We start from the raw sequence: 16,882 nt of genomic DNA, 5'->3' as shown, positions 1-16,882 counted from the left end.
CTCTCAGTTTCCCGTGTTATTTGCCAACCGATAAGGTATGTTATAATTAACCTAATAAAGACAAAAGGATTTTATTATGACTTACAAATTTATCTCATGGAATATTGATTCGTTAAACGCAGCATTGACCGGTACGAGTGATCGTGCAGCTCTATCAATGGCTGTGGTTGACCAACTTGCCACATCTGAAGCCGATGTTATCGCTATTCAAGAAACAAAGCTCAATGGTGACCTCAAAAAAACAAACAAAGTATTTGATGTTTTAGCCAGCCATTTCCCAGAATATGAAATTGTTCACCGTATCAGTACACCACCTGCACGTAAAGGTTACTCGGGAACAATGTTTCTTTATAAGAAAAGTTTGCCTGAACCAATCATCACCATGCCTGAGATTGGAGCGCCAGAGCCCATGGATAGCGAAGGTCGTATCATCACCTTAGAATTCCCCGAGTTTTTCATCACAACAGTTTACACACCAAATGCGGGTGATGGTCTTAACCGTTTGGACTTACGTGGACAATGGGATGATCAATATCGCGCCTACTTACAAATGCTTGACCTCCAAAAACCTGTCTTAGCATGTGGTGATTTTAATGCTGCTTACACAGAAATCGACCTTGCCAATCCTAAAGGAAACCGTAATTCTGCCGGATTTACTGATCAAGAACGTGAAAAGTTTGGACTTTTATTAGATGCTGGATTTACAGACAGCTTCCGTAAAATTCATGGCAATGTAGAAAGTTACTATGCGCCAGAACGTAGTATCTACACATGGTTTGCTCAACGCTCTCGTACAGCTAAAATCAATAATTCTGGCTGGAGAATCGATTATTGGCTGGTTTCTGACCGCATTGCCGAGCAGATTACACGCGCAGAACCTTTAGATTCAGGTGCTCGTCAAGATCATGTTCCCATCGTTTTAGAAATCAATATCTAAAAAGCACGACTTTTGTCGTGCTTTTCTTTCTTAATGTGCAAGCTCTTGATACGCTTCTTCTTTAAAACCTATCAAAATAATTTTATCATCTTTAACAATCAGTGGGCGCTTAACCAACATCCCATTGGAAGCTAAGAGTTCCGCTGCTTCGTGCTCGCTCAAGTCTGCTAACTTGTCTTTTAAGCCCATCTCACGATAAACCAAGCCACTGGTGTTGAAAAACTTTTTAACAGGAACCTCTGCAAACCATTTTTCAAATTGCTCAGCTGTTGGTGGGGTTAGCTTAATATCGATAGCATTATAATCAATATCTAGATTATCCAAAGTCGCCTTTGCCTTACGGCAAGTTGAACATTTAGGATATTCATAAAAGTCGTACATTTGTCATCCTCCCTTGTTCTCTATTTTAACAAAAACTAGGGCAAAGCTGCTCGTTTTTATTACTTTTACAGGGGGATGCAATTTTAAAGAAAATAAAGATTATGTTAAAATAAGATAAGAATATAAATTAAGGAGATTATTTTATGATTTGGTCACTTATAGTTGGTGCTCTCATTGGTATGGCTGCTGGAGCAATCACATCAAAAGGCTCAAGTATGGGCTGTATTGCAAATATTGTGGCGGGACTTTTAGGCTCATTTGTTGGACAAAAGCTTTTAGGAAACTGGGGACCACAATTGGCTGGAATGTCACTCATCCCTTCAATCGTTGGTGCAATTATTGTCGTACTTGTAGCTTCCGCTTTATTTGGTAAAAAGGATAATTAAAACGTTCATAGAGCGTTTTTTTTTTAACAAAAAAACAAGCAATTATCTCTTGCTTGTATAAAATTAATATTTTCTAAAACGTTGGTAGCGGCTTTCTTGAAGTTCTTCTTCTGAAAGTTGTACCAAGCTGTTGAGATCTTTTTCAATAATCGTTTTCAAGTTTTCCATAAGGTTTTCTTCTTGAACAACACCCTCAACGATCCCCATTTCAAGCTGATCTTCAGCTTTTATTTTCATCAAATCGGCTGCTTCATCACGACGTGAGCCATCTTTCCACAAGATTGTTGCAAAACCTTCTGGAGAAAGAACCGAATACATGGCATTTTCCAACATATAAACCTTGTTTGCGACTGCTAAAGCTAAGGCTCCACCAGAACCACCCTCACCAGTGATAAAAGTTAAAACAGGAACTTTCAAATCGGACATCTCAAAAAGGTTGCGCGCAATCGCTTCACCCTGCCCACGTTCTTCTGCTTCAATCCCTGGATAAGCCCCGGCAGTGTTGACAAAAGTAATGATTGGACGCTTAAACTTCTCTGCTTGCTTCATTAATCGCAAGGCTTTTCGGTAACCATTAGGACTAGGTTGACCAAAATTTGTTGCTAAATTTTCTTCGAGATTTTTTCCTTTTTGAATACCAATGACGGTGACAGCTCTGTCTTGAAAAGTTGCAATCCCTCCAACAATGGCTTCGTCATCTGTAAACTGACGATCGCCATGAAGTTCAAAAAAGTCCGTAAAAATTTCTGAAATAATTTCCCGTACTGAAACGCGATCGTTAGCACGTGCTTTGTTAATAATTTCTGCTATATCAGACATTTTTTACACCTCCGTGAAATTTCAAGAGTAAGGCTAATTTCTCACGCATTTCTTGACGTTTAACAATCGCATCGACAAAGCCATGTTTCAACAGAAATTCTGCTTTTTGGAAGTCATCAGGTAGCGTTTGACGCACTGTCTGTTCAATCACACGACGTCCCGCAAAACCAATCAAAGATTGTGGCTCAGCCAAGATAATATCGCCAAGCATGGCAAAAGAAGCTGTTACCCCGCCTGTTGTCGGATCTGTTAAGACTGTAATGTAGAGCAAACCTGCATTAGAATGTTTCTTGACAGCTGCTGAGATTTTCGCCATCTGCATCAAAGACATAATTCCTTCTTGCATCCGTGCACCACCAGAAGCCGTAAAAATAACCACTGGAAGTTTTTCAGCAGTTGCCATTTCAAAAAGTCGTGTGATTTTTTCACCGACAACAGTCCCCATAGAAGCCATAATAAAAGTTGAATCCATGATTGCTAAAGCCACTTTTTGGCCTTTAATCATCGCTGTACCAGTCATTACAGCTTCATCCAGTCCGGTCTTCTCCTTAGTCGCCGTAAGCTTTTCAGCATAGTTCGGAAAGTTTAACGGATTTTTGCTTTCAATTCCAGTGAACATTTCTGTAAATGAGTCTGAATCAACTAAAAGTTTCAAACGTTCTGGCGCAGTAATTCTGAAGTTATAGCTACAATGTGGACAGATTTTACTTGCGCCAAGGTCTTGGCTGTAAATACTGTGTTTGCAGGCCGGGCATTTAGCAAAAAGCTCGTCAGGCACTTCAGGCTTCGTCATTTCTCCCTGAACAGTTGAACGATTAGGGTTAATTTTAATATATTTTTTCTTTTGAAAGAGAGCCAATTATTTCTCCTTTGTATCAAAAATTTTTACATCTTGATAACGAACGTCTTTAAGCAGATTTCTATCTGCTTACATTCTTTTTATTTTAATTGTCTAATTATATAATTATACACGCAAAAATTAAATTCGTCAAGAACTAGATAAGTGTCCAAAAATGGCGGAATTATATAAGAACACACACGTATTCATTTCGCCAAAACTTCGTCATAACTTCCTTTACCTCTTTCAAACTATGTTATAATATGAAGAGTTTAATTCTATTAAAATACAAGGTTTACGTATATATTTCTCATCAAGAAGAAGGGAGTTTTTCATGAAAAATAAAACTTTATCGATTATTGTTCCTGCTTATAACGAGGAAGAAACGATTGAACTCTTTTTTGATGAAGTTAATGCCCAAACTTTAGACTTACCACTTGATAAAACCTTTTATTTTATTAATGATGGTTCTTCTGATCGTACACTTGATGTGATAAAAACGCTGAGTCAAAAGCATTCCAATGTTAAATATATTAGCTTTTCGAGAAATTTCGGTAAAGAGGCAGCACTTTTGGCTGGTCTTCGTGCCGCTTCAGGTGATTTTGTAACTGTTATGGACGCTGACCTTCAAGATCCACCAAGTATGCTCAACGAGATGTATGATAAGCTTCAAGAAGGTTACGATATTGTGGGAACACGAAGAGTTTCACGGAAAGATGAGCCCTTTATTCGTTCAATTTTTGCTCGAGCTTTTTATAAGATTATGAACACAATCTCAAGCACTCAAATGGTGGATGGAGCGCGAGACTATCGCTTGATGACACGGCAAGTCGTTGATAGTATCCTCGAGCTCCCTGAACACAATCGTTTTTCTAAGGGTCTCTTTTCTTGGGTGGGTTACGATGTTTTCTATTTGGAATACAATAATGTCGAGCGGGTAGCTGGCAAAACCTCTTGGAGCTTTTGGGGCTTGTTACACTACTCGATTGACGGTATCATTAACTTTTCAGATGCCCCACTTAGCCTAGCTACCTTTATCGGTTTTATTAGCTTCCTTATCTCGCTTTGTATGAGCCTTTTTTATGCGTTGAAAACCATCATCTGGGGCGAAATTGTACAAGGTTTTCCTACTCTGATTATTCTTATTCTTATGCTTGGTGGATTACAACTTTTATCTCTCGGTATCATTGGAAAATATCTTTCTAAGGTCTTCCTCGAAACCAAACAACGTCCAAATTACTTTGTGAAAGAGGATAATATTGATAAATAAAAAAAACAGAAAGTTCCCACTTTCTGTTTTTTGTACTTTCTCGATGAAAAATGGATTTAGGGTTGCTGATGAAGGATAGGAGTTTGCTCTCAAATTTTACTAAGTCTTTGTGAGTATTGTAAGCCATTTATGGCCTATTTTAGTTGGTTTTCGTGTGATATAATAATGAAAGCAGAAGTTTATGGACGGTAGCCCAACTGGGAGGTGATACTTATGAAAAATTGTAGGTGATAACCTCACAATGCAGAAAGGCGACAATTTTTCTTGTCAACTTATGAAACCTTGACACTCATGATTGCATTTGCATTATTAGTGCTCAAAGTTTATGATAAAGACAATAAAAAATAACGTCCAACTTTAGCCCGTTGACGTTATTTATAACAAAAAATCGGCTACCGTTCTTAATACGGCTACTTGGGACTTGTTAGCGCAAGTCCTTTTTATTTACTCTTATTATAACATCGCACCAAGGTAATAGCAAGAGCCTTAAAACTGCGAGACATGTATTCCCTAGCAGTCAACATAACCTTACAAGGATAGAAAAACTTGATGATTTACTCATCAAGTTACTTCATGCTTTTATTTTTCCAAATACTCCGGCAAAAATGTATTGGCTAAAAAGCTAGTATCATAATCCCCGGCAATAACATTATCATCTGAAATTAATTCCAGCTGGAAGTCAATATTGGTTGTTAAACCTTCCACATCGAATTCCATCAAAGCACGCTGCATTTTCATCAAGGCTTCAAAACGATTTTCGCCATGAACGATGACTTTTGCAATCATTGAATCATAATAAGGTGGAATAGTATATCCCGTATACATAGCGGAATCCACACGTAGGCCTACACCACCACTTGGTAGAAACAGATTGGTGATTTTACCTGGGCTTGGGGCAAAGTTAAATTTTGGATTTTCTGCATTGATACGGCACTCAATAGCATGTCCTTTGAACGCAATATCTTCTTGTTTCACAGACAGTTCTTGACCATCTGCAATTCGAATTTGTTCCTTAACAATATCCACACCTGAAACAAACTCGGTTACGGGATGTTCAACTTGTACACGTGTATTCATTTCCATGAAGAAGAAATCGCCTGAAGCTTCGTCCAAGAGAAACTCAATTGTTCCTGCGTTTTCATAGTTCACATGCGCTGCTGCTTTGACAGCTGCTTGGCAGATACGTTCGCGTAAAGTATGTCCAATCGCGACAGATGGGCTTTCTTCAAGAACTTTCTGGTTATTACGTTGGAGGGAACAATCACGTTCTCCTAAGTGAATAACATTACCATGTTGGTCTGCTAAGATTTGGACCTCAATATGACGTGCAGGGAAAATCATTCGTTCGATAAACATTGCACCATTGCCAAAAGCTGCTTTGGCTTCAGCGGTAGCTGCTTCGAAAGCGGGGACGAGTTCTTCAGCATTGCTGACTTTACGGATACCTTTTCCGCCACCACCGGCTGATGCTTTCAGCATGACAGGATAACCAATCTTATTGGCTAAATCCAGTGCTTCTTCACTCGTATACACTTCACCTTCAGAACCTGGCGTAACAGGAACGCCTGCTTTGACCATTTCTGCACGCGCGTTAATTTTATCTCCCATCATATCCATGACCTGAGCTGAGGGACCGATAAATTTGATATTCATTTCTTCACAAAGACGTGCAAACTTTGAATTTTCACTCAAAAAACCAAAACCTGGATGAATGGCTTGGGCTCCAGTAGCAACAGCGGCTTCTAGAATATTATTCATATTCAGATAAGACTCTGTTGCACGGGCTGGGCCAATACAAATAGCTTCATCTGCCAGTGCTACATGTAATGCATCACGGTCAGCTTCTGAATATACGGCAACAGTAGCGACACCGAGTTCGCGTGCCGCACGAATAATACGTACAGCAATTTCACCACGATTGGCGATTAAAATTTTATTAAACATAGATTGATAACTCCTACCAATTTCTCTTTTATCCTCTGTTTCTGGTATAAAAGAGTGTCACCAGGCCTTGAGCTCGGTGCATTATTTGGGATTATAGTGGCAAAAGCCACGATCAGTAAACTCAAAGCTTTTAAACTTCAAAGTATACTTACTTTTAAAAGTTGCCACAGACTAACTGTGGCATTGATTATTTTTTTATTTTCCTAAAGCAAAAGTTAGTGTGCCTTTTGCAGCTAATTTACCATCAACCTTAGCTTCCGCTTCAACAACAGCAATTGGACCACGACGCTTGATAAACTTTGCATGCAAGATCAATTGATCGCCAGGTACAACTTGTTTTTTATACTTTACATTGTCCATTCCTGCATAAAATACGAGTTTTCCTTTGTTTTCAGGTTTTGAAAGTTCCAAAACACCTGCAGCTTGCGCCAAGGCTTCCATAATCAAAACACCCGGCATTACTGGATATTGGGGAAAATGCCCTTGGAAAAATTCCTCGTTAATCGTCACATTCTTAATGGCGGTAATTTCATCATCCGCGATATCAATAACACGATCCACTAAAAGGAAAGGATAACGGTGAGGCAATGCCTCCATAATTTTTGTGACGTCAATATTTACTTCTGCCATTTTTACCGCTCCTTTACTTAATGCGTACTAATTCTTGACCGAATTCAACTACATCTTCAGCATTAACCATGATTTCAGTGATAACACCGTCTTTAGGTGCTGGAATTTCGTTCATAACTTTCATTGCTTCAATGATGAGTAAGGTTTGACCTTTTTTAACTGAATCTCCTACACTAACGAACTCAGGTTTACCTGGAGCTGGTTGCAAGTAAGCTACACCAACTAAAGGACTTGTTACTGCTTCACCTTCTACTGTAGCAACTTCTTCTACAAGTTCTGTTTCTACTGCAAGTTCTGTAGAGCTTTCGCTTACAGGCATTGGTGCACTTACTTTTGTTTCTGGAAGTGCTGTTCCTGTGGGCGCTGCAAGAATTTTATTTTCGTTTTTTGAGAAAGACAGTTCTCCTTCTGCTGTGCGCCAAGAAAATTCACGCAAGCTCGAACCGTCAAACTGTGTCATCAAATCTTTTACTTCATTAATATTCATTTTTATATCCCGCTCGCTTTCTTTTCCACAATCTAAGTTAAAGTGCACTTAGATTGTGGAAAAGAAAGCAGAGTGCTTATCTTTCTTTTAAACTAATCTGTGAATTTTTTAAAGGCCAATACGGCATTGTGTCCACCAAACCCAAAGTCTTGTGACAATGCATAATTGATTTCAGCATCTTGACCTTGGCCAAGAACGACATTAATTGTCATGCCTTCGTCCAATTCTTTTGTTCCAGCGTTAACTGGTGCAAACTGATTTAAAATGGCTTGTACAGTTGCTACTGCTTCGATAGCTCCTGTCGCTCCGAGAGCATGCCCGTGCAAAGCTTTTGTTGATGAAACCAGAGCTTTATCCCCAATAACATTGTGGATAGCTTTTGCTTCCGTCTCTTCATTAGCATGTGTTGATGTACCATGTGCATTGATATAATCAACATCTGCTCCAGAAATCCCTGCTTCTTCTAAAGCAAGCTTCATCGCATTTTCAGCACCAACACCTGATGGAGTTGTCATATGGTAAGCATCGTTTGTGTTACCATAACCAACAATTTCAGCTAAGATATTTGCACCACGTGCTTGAGCATGTTCAAGACTTTCCAAAATCAAGACACCTGCACCTTCACCCATCACAAAGCCCGAACGGTCTTTATCGAATGGACGACAAGCAATTGAAGGATCTGCCTCTTTTGTCAAAGCAGTCAAGTTGGCAAACCCAGCAATACCAAGTTCACAAATTGCAGCTTCAGCACCACCAGCGATAATAGCATCTGCATAACCGTGTTTGATTTCACGGAAAGCTGAACCAATAGAATTTGCACCTGCTGCACATGCTGTTACTTCAGCACGCGATACACCACGAGCACCTGTGCGCAAGGCAACATTACCTGTCGCCATGTTGGCAATTGCCAGTGGTACATAAAGTGGTGTTACTTTACGTGGACCTTTAAGAAGTGCTTGTGAGTTCTTTTGTGTTTGCTCCAAGCCACCGATACCTGAAGCCATGATACAACCTAAGCGATCGTAATTTGTGTTCTCTGGAGTTATGCCTGACATTTCCATAGCTTCAAGAGCCGCATAAACAGCATAAAGTGAGAAAGTATCCATACGACGGGCATCTTTTTTCTCGAAATGCTTCTCAAATGGAAAATCTTTAACTTCAGCTGCTACACTGATTCCTGTCGCTTCAGCATCAAAGCGCGTAATTGGACCGATACCTGTTTGACCAGATTTTAGGCCATTCCAAAATTCTTCTGGTGTATTACCGATAGCACTGGTTACACCGTAACCTGTAATGACTACACGATTCATATTTTTTCTCCTTTGGAGTTTGTTACAAACTTCTTTTTAGTCTAATCTGATATAAGGCTACATTGCCATACCACCGTCAATAGACAACACTTGCCCTGTCATGTATTCTTGCTCTGCAAGGAATTTCACAACTGTGGCAACTTCTTCTGGTTGACCAAATCGTTTCATTGGGATTTGACCCTTCATTGTATCCTTGACTTTATCCGAAAGAACTTCAGTCATGTCAGAATCAATAAAGCCGGGAGCAACAGCGTTGACGCGGACATTGCGCCCAGCAACTTCACGTGCAATTGATTTTGTCAAACCAATCAATCCCGCTTTGGAAGCTGCATAATTAGCTTGGCCGGCATTCCCAATTAAACCGACAACAGAAGTAATATTAATAATTGCCCCTTCTCTCGCACGCGTCATTGGTTTTAGAACTGCCTGTGTCATATTGAAGGCACCTGTGAGATTTATTTTTAAAACAGCTTCGAAATCTTCTTCGCTCATTTTCAATGATAAACCATCACGAGTTATTCCCGCATTATTAACCAAAACATCAACCGACCCCAAAGCATCTACTGCCTCAGCAACCATACGTTTAGCATCTTCCGACTGGGAAATATCACCAGATACGCCAACAGCCTTAACACCAAAAGAAGTGAACTCTGACAAAAGTTCTTCAGAAATGGCAGAACGTCCATTGATAACTACGTTTGCCCCAGCTTGAGCAAACTGTAAAGCAATCGCCTTACCAATACCACGTGTTGAGCCCGTCACAAAGACATTTTTATTTTTAATTTCCATTATTTTTTCCTGTTCTTATGATTTTTAATTGCTCTCAAACCAAGTTCTACAGTGACAACTTTTACTCATTGAATAAGTTTAAGCTTCTTCTGTCACCAAAGCCTTGAATGAAGTAAGATCTTCAACATTCGTAAAGCTTGCTTCTTTGTCGATTTTTTTTATAAAACCAGAAAGAACTTTACCAGGTCCAACTTCAATAAAGCGCTGTACACCAAGTGCTTTCATTGTTTCAATGGATTCGTAGAAACGTACTGGCTCCATAACTTGACGCGTGAGGAGTTCTTTTACTTCTGAGTCTTTCATAACTTTCGCTGTCGTATTTGAAATCAGCTCCAACTTAAAGCTATTAAAATTAACCTGTTCAAGTTCTTTGGCTAACTTTTCGCTCGCGGGTTTTAAGATGGCTGTATGGAAAGGACCAGATACTTTCAGCTCAATCAGACGTTTTACGCCAGCTTCTTTTAGAAGTTCAACGGCGTAATCAACGGCTTCAGCTTGACCACCAATAACAATTTGAGCCGGAGTATTATAGTTTGCTGGGCTTACAATTCCACGTTCCGCTGCTTGTTCACAAATTTCTTCGATCAAAGCAGCTTCTGTATTCATCACAGCAACCATTTTACCTGATCCTGTTGGTGCAGCTTCAGTCATGTATTGACCACGTTTTGCTACTAAAGCAACAGCTTCCGCAAAATCAAGTGCACCACTGGCTACCAATGCAGAGTACTCGCCTAAAGAAAGTCCAGCCACAAGATCTGGCTTAATACCTTGTTCTGAAAGCAAACGAAGGATTGCTACAGATGTTGTTAAAATAGCTGGTTGTGTATATTGTGTCTCGTTGAGTTTTGTTTCATCATTATCGATTAACTCCCGAAGATTATAACCCAAGACTTGACTTGCTTGATCAAAAGTTTCTCTGACAATGTCAAATTCATCATAAAGGTCTTTAGCCATACCCAATTTTTGAGCGCCTTGACCAGAAAAAAGAAATGCTGTTTTCATATTTTTAAGATTTCACAAAATTTAGATTTTTGTGACACTTTCCTAATTTTCAAAATTTATTATAAGTGAAAAACGGGGCTTTCACCCCATTAATTCTCTTATTGTTGAGCTTCAACATATTTAACGAGATCAGAAACAGTTTTCATGTCCGCTTCTGTATCTACTTCAACATCGAATTCGTCTTCGATATCGTTAATGATTTGGAAAAGGTCAAGTGAGTCAGCATCGAGTTCTTCAAATGAAGTTTCGAGTGTTACTTCTTCTTTTTCTTTGCCGAGTTCGTCAGCGATGATGTCTTGTACTTTTTCAAATACTGCCATGTTATTTCTCCTTTAATGTGTAGAAAGTATATATATTATAGCGTGATAAATCACTCATATAACCAAATTTAAATGTTATCAATCTTATCAAAGATTAATAATGAGCGTACCCCATGTGAGGCCGCCACCGAAACCTGTCTGGACAATTTTATAATTTTCGTCCAAAGAAAGTTTACCATTTTTTATCGATTCTGACAAGAGAATAGGTATCGAAGCTGCACTTGTATTGCCATATTCTTGCATATTTTGCAGGAATTTACTGCGTACAGCACCTAATTTCTTGGCCATTTTATCAAGTATTCGAGAATTTGCTTGATGCAATAAAAAATAGTCAATATCTTCAGGTTTCAGATTTGCTTTTTCCAAGGTTTCTTGGATATTTTTTGGAACGTCACGTGTCGCAAAGTCAAAGACCGCCCGTCCGTCCATTTTTATGAACTCTGTAACATGGTTAACTTGACCACTAAGTTCAGGATTAAGTGCCAAATAATTTGAGGTAAGGGAATCGCCTCGAGAGCCATCTGTTCTTAGATTTTCTGCGATAATCAAAGGTTGTGTACCTGTGTCTTCCAAAAGAACACCACCTGCACCATCTCCAAAAAGAACAGCGGTAGAACGATCCGACCAATCCAAAGATTTAGACAAAACTTCTGCACCAATAACCATACCACGTTTGTAGCCACCGGCAATCAGCTTCTCAGCCGTTGATAAAGCGAAAACAAAACCAGAACAAGCAGCTGTTAAATCATAAGCAAAGGCACGATGTGCGCCAATTTTTGCTTGGACCAAGGCTGCCGTACTTGGCATACTGCTATCAGGTGAGATAGTCGCCACGATAATAAAATCAATCTGGTCTGCTGACAAATCAGCTTGAGCTAAGAGTTGTTCACCAACCTTAGCAGCCAGATCACTGGTATTTTCGTCAACTGTAATGTGTCGCTGCTTAATACCCGTCCGTGAATAAATCCACTCGTCACTCGTATCCATGATTTTTGCCAAATCATCGTTTGACACAATATTTTCGGGCACATAGTGTGCCACCTGGGTAATTTTAGCGAAAGGCATTATTTCATATTCTCCAATGACTTATGTAATTCTTCAAGTTCGCCTGCAAGTTTGTTTTCGGTAGTCCCGTAAACACTTAACATAAGTTTTTCTGAAATGCTACGGAAAAATTCGCTGTGCGATGCACAGAGAGCCATACCTTTTTCAGTCAATACGATATAAGCCACACGACGGTCACGATCTGATCGTTCGCGCTTGATATATCCCTTAGTTTCCAAGCGATTGAGTGTAATGGTGATTGTTGAAAGGGCTAATTTTTGATTCCTTGCAATGTCTGTAGCGCGGCAAGTTCCCAAAGTATGGATAAGTGTCATTTGTTGAAGTTCTTTCACAGTTACATCTGGGTAATCAGAATCCTTCAAGAACTGTTCTTCTAAGTTCATGCAGTCGTGGAAAAGTTGAATCAACCATTCATTAATTTTGTCAAAATCTGTTTTCATTTGTACTTCCTGATATTTTGATGATACAAACCATTTACAATACAAAATTGTACCATAATAAAAATAATTTGCAAGTGCTAAGTAGATTTGAAAAATGCCTCTGATGGCTTGGATAACCTCTTTATCCTGCTTCATAAAGAAAATTTCCAAATGTAGTCGACAGCAAAAAGATGAAATCATGGTATTTCATCTTTTTTTTATGAAAAAATTCCTTTTTAAAAAGGATCGCAAAATCCTTTTTATTTTTAACATTTGAGACTTTAACACATCTACTATATGCTTATTTTCATTATAGCAAAATAAAAGTCTAAAATTTTCTGTTTTTCTTGTTTTCTTGTGAATTTGGCTCAAAAAAGGAGTTTTAAATAACACTATCCCCCTTTTTGTCTAAAAAAACTCTCGAAAAAGCTTCCAAGAGTTTATGTATCCAAATTTTTATTTCGTTTGTTTTAATAGTGCATCTGTATAATCAGTCAACTGCGCCATTGAAGCTGTGGGACCGCCAAAGAAATAGACCTTCTCATAATCCATTGTGATGACATGCCCTTCTTTAACTGCCTTGAAATTTTTCCACACAGGATTTTTTTGAAGTGCTTCATATTGTGCTTTATCTGCATTTTTAAAATCGATAAAAATATAGTCTGCATCAAAATCTTTGAGGCTTTCAGCGTTGACTTCTGCATATCCTGTTCCTTTGGATAATTCCGACATTTTTGGCGATTCTTGGAATCCGAGACCACGCGTAAGTGCTTGACCACCGCGCGCAAAGTTATCGCCATAAGCGTAAATTTTATCGCCTTGGAGCTCTAGCAAGGAAATGCTTGATTGTGCAGTATCTATGCCTTGAGCTTTTAGCTTTGTTTTTTGCTCTTCAGCTTTTTTGTCAAAAGTTTTGAGAAACTCTTTCTTTTCATCTTCACGATTCAACAATTTGGCAAAGAAATCCAAAGATTTATCCATATCATTCAAATCTTGATAGTTAACAAGTACAGTAGGTGCTACTTTTTCATAATCAGAAACTTGAGTTTTATCCACTGTCACAATCAAATCAGGCTTTTGACCAATAAGTTTTTCAATATTAAAGCTTGGCGAACCAAGATCAACCATATTTTCCTTTTGTTTATCTGACAAATAAGGATTAGGAAAAGCCCAAGAATCCGTCCCAATTACATTTCCACCTAAGGTTGCAACATCATCCGGATAATTCTGTACTGCAATACGTTCCGGATGCGCAGGAACTTCTACTTCACCATTTAAGGCAGTGAAGGTTACTTTTTCCTCTTTTTGGGATTGTGATACATCTGAGTTTGAACATGCAGAAAGACCCAAAAGGCCAACTGCTGCTAAAGCTATAGAATATAATTTAAGGTGTTTCATGAAATCCTCTTTCAAATTTTTTGTATTAAGTATATATAGTAAGGCGCACCTATAAGAGCAACCATAAAACCAAGCGGTAAGCTTGACGGTGCAATAATAATTTGCGATAAACTATCTGCTAAAAGTAAAATAATCATTGAGACCAAAGCAGTCATCAAAGCTCGTTTTTTACTTTCAAATCCCACCAGTTCGCGGGCTATGTGTGGTGCAATCAAGCCAATAAAGGCAAGACCGCCAACTAATAAAACGCCAATTGATGCAAAAAGTAGTGCCAATATATAAAATTGCATTTTACTCTGTTTCACATTTAATCCAAGGCTTGTTGCCATTTCTTGACCCAAACTTAGTAAGTCTAACTCTTTTCGGAAAAAAATGAAAATAACCAGACCAATTATCAACAGGACCAGATTCACACTAATAAAGGTTTTATCTGTTTGCCAGATGTCTCCGGATAACCAAACCGCTACTTGCTGAAAATCAAACCGATTAATGGAAAGTTGAGCTAAGGTAATCAAGGCCTGAAATAGAGCGGTAATTCCTAACCCAATCAGAAGGACTTGGATATTACTTACATTTTTCTTTAGCGCAAGATGATAGAGCAAGGTAAAGGAAAAAAGTCCTCCCAACAAGGCAAATAAAGGATACATAAAGATCCAAGAGCCCGAAAGTTTCAACCACTGACTAAGAAAAAGGAACAGTACCGCACCTGCACTGGCCCCACTTGTAATTCCAAGTGTACCCGCATCTGCTAAAGGATTATCCACTACAGTCTGAATAATATAGCCGGCCATAGCCAAAGCAGTTCCTGCAATAAGTACCACAAGTGTCCTTGGCATTCTAAACTGAGGAATCAATATGGATAGTAAATCCCAATCTGTCGAAAAGTGTGTCAAGTCGATAATAATAAAGGCAACCAAGAGGAATATTAAAAATAAAAATTTCTTTTTCATTTTTCCTCCTTACTCATCATATAAATGAAGAAAATTGCGCCAAATAAAAGAGTTAAGCTGCCTGCTGGGAATTCATAAGGCTTGAACAAATTACGGGCCAACACATCTGCTACAAGTAATAGCATCACGCCTAATAAATTGCTCATAAAGAACCTTTTTAAAAAATGTCCTCCTACCAGTCGCCTTGCCAAATGTGGCGCCATGAGTCCGACAAAACTAATCACACCGACACTCGAAACTGTCACCCCACTTGCCAGAGCCACCATAGCCATAATCAACAATCTGAGACGATTTACAGAAATACCTAGACTGGTTGCCATCTCTTCACCAAAGGACAAAACTTTTATCTGATTTGCAAATAAGAGAACCATTGATACAAACAGTACAGTCACAACCATTAAAATTTCCAATTTTAGTGGAGTGATTCCGGAAAAGGAACCCACAATCCATAAAAAATAAGACTGCATATTTTTACTATAAAAGGTCAAAATACTTGCAAGACTTGTTGCAAAAAGGCCAACAGAAGTTCCCACAAGAACAACTTTCATCGGTTGAAATTTACTTTTCACGGTAAGGACAGCTACAGTAACGAGAGCAATAAATGCTCCTAAGCTTGCTACAGCAGTGCCCAACCATCCACCTGTGGAAAGATTGAACACTAAAAGCAAAGCAAGTGCAAAACTTGCACCACCTGATATCCCCAATGTGGATATCTCGGCAATAGGATTACCTGTCATACTTTGAACCAGAAGTCCGCTACTGGAGAGGAGAATTCCTACAAACATTAAGGCCAATAAGCGCGGTAAACGCAAGTGCAAGACGACACTCTCGTGCCAAATCTGGCTGAAACTATAGTTTTGATCACCGAGCATGAGATATAGGAAAGACAAGACCATAATCGTCACCAAAGCCAGTGCAACTTGATAAGAAAACTTCCTAATCTTCATTTTTAACCCCTGTAATCATAAGAGTTTGGCAGAAAAGATCACGACCTAATCGAACATGTAATCCAAAGCTCTCATGAATAATTTCCTCTGTAAATAATTCTTCCACCGGGCCTGAAGCAAAGATTTCACCCTCTTTTACAATAACTAAATTATCCGCAAAACGCGCAGCATGGTTTAAATCGTGGATGACATAAACTACTGTTTTGTTCATCTTTTTCGCAAAAGTTTTTAACAGTTTTAAAATATCAAGTTGGTGCAAAAGATCGAGATACGTTGTCGGCTCATCCAAAAGAATAATTTCACTGTCTTGCGCTAAAATCATCGTGATAAAAGCACGCTGACGCTGTCCACCAGAAAGTTGGGCAACTCTTTGGTTACGTAGCTCCCAAATCTCAGTTTCCTTCATGACTTGCTCCACAAAGTGCTTGTCTGCTTCAGATAAGTTCTGTTGAGTAAGCTTTTGATGTGGAAAGCGGCCAAGACTGACCAGCTCATACACAGTTATATCACTCGGGGCTTGCATGGCTTGTGGGAGCAAGGTCAATATTTTAGCGATTTCTAGATTTTTACGATTAGAAAGACGTTCATCTTTATAGATAACTTCCCCTTCATACTTGATTAAACGTCCCAGGGCTTTGAGTAATGTCGACTTCCCTGAGCCATTTATTCCGATAATCGCTGTCGTTTTGCCCTGCTCAATTTCCAAAGATACATCTCTTAGAACCTGCTTTTTACCGTAATATACATTTAAATTTTTTGCCCCAAAATACATGAGTTCTTCCTTTTTAGCTCTAGTCACTCGAAGATGCCAATAATGTCAAATACTTTTTACATATTTAATTAAAGCATACTTTATAAAAGTTAACAAGTACTTTCTAAATTATTTTAAGTCAGATATTTTCCCTATCTTAACCTTTTATCATTTTACTTATAATGTAAGAATTACAAGAGTAAAACCCCCAAGCCCAATGACTTGAAGGTTGTCCTGTT

19 protein-coding genes are annotated in these 16,882 nt (G+C 38.8%); 3 read left to right on the top strand and 16 right to left on the bottom strand.

The window, feature by feature from the left end; translation table 11 throughout:
* Positions 1-76: 76 nt before the first annotated feature.
* Positions 77-937, top strand: coding sequence for an exodeoxyribonuclease III (locus P3G65_RS03785; protein WP_019335673.1), 861 nt, complete (start codon positions 77-79; stop codon positions 935-937).
* Between the two features lie 30 nt (positions 938-967).
* Here P3G65_RS03785 and P3G65_RS03780 read toward each other — a convergent pair whose 3' ends face one another.
* The gene (locus P3G65_RS03780; RefSeq protein ID WP_019335674.1) at positions 968-1,318 is read right to left on the bottom strand and encodes an arsenate reductase family protein; all 351 of its coding nucleotides are present in this window, start codon (positions 1,316-1,318) and stop codon (positions 968-970) included.
* A 143-nt stretch (positions 1,319-1,461) separates the two neighbouring features.
* Here P3G65_RS03780 and P3G65_RS03775 point away from each other — a divergent pair, with 143 nt between their 5' ends.
* On the top strand, positions 1,462-1,704 hold the full coding sequence (locus P3G65_RS03775) for a GlsB/YeaQ/YmgE family stress response membrane protein (RefSeq protein ID WP_017368954.1): 243 nt from the start codon (positions 1,462-1,464) through the stop codon (positions 1,702-1,704).
* A gap of 63 nt (positions 1,705-1,767) precedes the next feature.
* On the opposite strand, the gene accA is transcribed toward P3G65_RS03775, so the two are convergent.
* The gene (gene accA, locus P3G65_RS03770) at positions 1,768-2,523 is read right to left on the bottom strand and encodes an acetyl-CoA carboxylase carboxyl transferase subunit alpha (RefSeq protein ID WP_019293787.1); all 756 of its coding nucleotides are present in this window, start codon (positions 2,521-2,523) and stop codon (positions 1,768-1,770) included.
* The gene (gene accD, locus P3G65_RS03765) at positions 2,516-3,382 is read right to left on the bottom strand and encodes an acetyl-CoA carboxylase, carboxyltransferase subunit beta (protein ID WP_040086536.1); all 867 of its coding nucleotides are present in this window, start codon (positions 3,380-3,382) and stop codon (positions 2,516-2,518) included. The genes accA and accD overlap by 8 nt, the downstream gene beginning before the upstream one ends.
* 313 nt (positions 3,383-3,695) lie before the next feature.
* Between accD and P3G65_RS03760 the strand changes: the two genes are divergently transcribed.
* Positions 3,696-4,631, top strand: a complete 936-nt coding sequence (locus P3G65_RS03760) for a glycosyltransferase family 2 protein (RefSeq protein ID WP_019335676.1) — start codon at positions 3,696-3,698, stop codon at positions 4,629-4,631.
* 579 nt (positions 4,632-5,210) lie between these two features.
* Here the strand turns inward: P3G65_RS03760 and P3G65_RS03755 are convergent.
* From P3G65_RS03755 to P3G65_RS03695, 13 genes are all read right to left on the bottom strand, one after another.
* The gene (locus tag P3G65_RS03755; RefSeq protein ID WP_284071333.1) at positions 5,211-6,575 is read right to left on the bottom strand and encodes an acetyl-CoA carboxylase biotin carboxylase subunit; all 1,365 of its coding nucleotides are present in this window, start codon (positions 6,573-6,575) and stop codon (positions 5,211-5,213) included.
* 195 nt (positions 6,576-6,770) lie between these two features.
* Positions 6,771-7,205 carry a 3-hydroxyacyl-ACP dehydratase FabZ gene (fabZ, locus tag P3G65_RS03750; protein WP_004258779.1) on the bottom strand — a complete coding sequence of 145 codons (435 nt, stop codon included), beginning with the start codon at positions 7,203-7,205 and terminating at the stop codon, positions 6,771-6,773.
* A 13-nt stretch (positions 7,206-7,218) separates the two neighbouring features.
* Positions 7,219-7,692 carry an acetyl-CoA carboxylase biotin carboxyl carrier protein gene (gene accB, locus P3G65_RS03745; protein WP_019293791.1) on the bottom strand — a complete coding sequence of 158 codons (474 nt, stop codon included), beginning with the start codon at positions 7,690-7,692 and terminating at the stop codon, positions 7,219-7,221.
* A 92-nt stretch (positions 7,693-7,784) separates the two neighbouring features.
* On the bottom strand, positions 7,785-9,002 hold the full coding sequence (gene fabF, locus P3G65_RS03740) for a beta-ketoacyl-ACP synthase II (RefSeq protein WP_019293792.1): 1,218 nt from the start codon (positions 9,000-9,002) through the stop codon (positions 7,785-7,787).
* 57 nt (positions 9,003-9,059) lie between these two features.
* Positions 9,060-9,791 (bottom strand): 3-oxoacyl-[acyl-carrier-protein] reductase, encoded by a 732-nt coding sequence (gene fabG, locus P3G65_RS03735; protein ID WP_019335678.1) that lies wholly within the window; start codon positions 9,789-9,791, stop codon positions 9,060-9,062.
* Between the two features lie 78 nt (positions 9,792-9,869).
* Positions 9,870-10,793: an ACP S-malonyltransferase gene (gene fabD, locus P3G65_RS03730; protein ID WP_019335679.1), complete on the bottom strand. Its 924-nt coding sequence runs from the start codon at positions 10,791-10,793 to the stop codon at positions 9,870-9,872.
* Between the two features lie 98 nt (positions 10,794-10,891).
* Entirely contained in the window at positions 10,892-11,113 is a 222-nt protein-coding gene (locus P3G65_RS03725) for an acyl carrier protein (protein WP_003135454.1), read from the bottom strand.
* An 87-nt stretch (positions 11,114-11,200) separates the two neighbouring features.
* Positions 11,201-12,178: a beta-ketoacyl-ACP synthase III gene (locus P3G65_RS03720; RefSeq protein ID WP_019293795.1), complete on the bottom strand. Its 978-nt coding sequence runs from the start codon at positions 12,176-12,178 to the stop codon at positions 11,201-11,203.
* Positions 12,178-12,618 (bottom strand): MarR family winged helix-turn-helix transcriptional regulator, encoded by a 441-nt coding sequence (locus tag P3G65_RS03715; RefSeq protein ID WP_004258807.1) that lies wholly within the window; start codon positions 12,616-12,618, stop codon positions 12,178-12,180. Before P3G65_RS03715 ends, P3G65_RS03720 begins: the two co-directional genes overlap by 1 nt.
* A 435-nt stretch (positions 12,619-13,053) precedes the next feature.
* A complete protein-coding gene (locus tag P3G65_RS03710) occupies positions 13,054-13,995 on the bottom strand; it encodes an iron-hydroxamate ABC transporter substrate-binding protein (protein WP_040086540.1) in 942 nt (313 codons plus the stop codon).
* 11 nt (positions 13,996-14,006) lie between these two features.
* The gene (locus P3G65_RS03705; protein ID WP_019335683.1) at positions 14,007-14,945 is read right to left on the bottom strand and encodes an iron ABC transporter permease; all 939 of its coding nucleotides are present in this window, start codon (positions 14,943-14,945) and stop codon (positions 14,007-14,009) included.
* Entirely contained in the window at positions 14,942-15,892 is a 951-nt protein-coding gene (locus tag P3G65_RS03700) for an iron ABC transporter permease (RefSeq protein ID WP_019293799.1), read from the bottom strand. The genes P3G65_RS03705 and P3G65_RS03700 overlap by 4 nt, the downstream gene beginning before the upstream one ends.
* Positions 15,882-16,664 carry an ABC transporter ATP-binding protein gene (locus P3G65_RS03695; protein WP_019335684.1) on the bottom strand — a complete coding sequence of 261 codons (783 nt, stop codon included), beginning with the start codon at positions 16,662-16,664 and terminating at the stop codon, positions 15,882-15,884. Before P3G65_RS03695 ends, P3G65_RS03700 begins: the two co-directional genes overlap by 11 nt.
* Positions 16,665-16,882 lie beyond the last annotated feature (218 nt).

The organism is Lactococcus sp. bn62 (assembly GCF_029492705.2).
Lineage (GTDB): Bacteria > Bacillota > Bacilli > Lactobacillales > Streptococcaceae > Lactococcus > Lactococcus petauri.
Note: the sequence above shows the minus strand (reverse complement) of the source record. Positions and strands in the feature narration are given on the sequence as shown.

Excerpts from the sequence above, each read along its gene's own strand:
- P3G65_RS03700 (WP_019293799.1), bottom strand. The coding sequence starts at position 15,892 with ATGAAGATTAGGAAGTTTTCTTATCAAGTTGCACTGGCTTTGGTGACG.
- P3G65_RS03720 (WP_019293795.1), bottom strand. The coding sequence starts at position 12,178 with ATGCCTTTCGCTAAAATTACCCAGGTGGCACACTATGTGCCCGAAAAT.
- P3G65_RS03755 (WP_284071333.1), bottom strand. The coding sequence starts at position 6,575 with ATGTTTAATAAAATTTTAATCGCCAATCGTGGTGAAATTGCTGTACGT.
- P3G65_RS03785 (WP_019335673.1), top strand. The coding sequence starts at position 77 with ATGACTTACAAATTTATCTCATGGAATATTGATTCGTTAAACGCAGCA.
- P3G65_RS03775 (WP_017368954.1), top strand. The coding sequence starts at position 1,462 with ATGATTTGGTCACTTATAGTTGGTGCTCTCATTGGTATGGCTGCTGGA.
- fabF (WP_019293792.1), bottom strand. The coding sequence starts at position 9,002 with ATGAATCGTGTAGTCATTACAGGTTACGGTGTAACCAGTGCTATCGGT.
- P3G65_RS03725 (WP_003135454.1), bottom strand. The coding sequence starts at position 11,113 with ATGGCAGTATTTGAAAAAGTACAAGACATCATCGCTGACGAACTCGGC.
- fabD (WP_019335679.1), bottom strand. The coding sequence starts at position 10,793 with ATGAAAACAGCATTTCTTTTTTCTGGTCAAGGCGCTCAAAAATTGGGT.
- P3G65_RS03695 (WP_019335684.1), bottom strand. The coding sequence starts at position 16,664 with ATGTATTTTGGGGCAAAAAATTTAAATGTATATTACGGTAAAAAGCAG.
- P3G65_RS03710 (WP_040086540.1), bottom strand. The coding sequence starts at position 13,995 with ATGAAACACCTTAAATTATATTCTATAGCTTTAGCAGCAGTTGGCCTT.
- accA (WP_019293787.1), bottom strand. The coding sequence starts at position 2,523 with ATGTCTGATATAGCAGAAATTATTAACAAAGCACGTGCTAACGATCGC.
- fabZ (WP_004258779.1), bottom strand. The coding sequence starts at position 7,205 with ATGGCAGAAGTAAATATTGACGTCACAAAAATTATGGAGGCATTGCCT.
- P3G65_RS03705 (WP_019335683.1), bottom strand. The coding sequence starts at position 14,945 with ATGAAAAAGAAATTTTTATTTTTAATATTCCTCTTGGTTGCCTTTATT.
- accB (WP_019293791.1), bottom strand. The coding sequence starts at position 7,692 with ATGAATATTAATGAAGTAAAAGATTTGATGACACAGTTTGACGGTTCG.
- P3G65_RS03760 (WP_019335676.1), top strand. The coding sequence starts at position 3,696 with ATGAAAAATAAAACTTTATCGATTATTGTTCCTGCTTATAACGAGGAA.
- P3G65_RS03715 (WP_004258807.1), bottom strand. The coding sequence starts at position 12,618 with ATGAAAACAGATTTTGACAAAATTAATGAATGGTTGATTCAACTTTTC.
- fabG (WP_019335678.1), bottom strand. The coding sequence starts at position 9,791 with ATGGAAATTAAAAATAAAAATGTCTTTGTGACGGGCTCAACACGTGGT.
- P3G65_RS03780 (WP_019335674.1), bottom strand. The coding sequence starts at position 1,318 with ATGTACGACTTTTATGAATATCCTAAATGTTCAACTTGCCGTAAGGCA.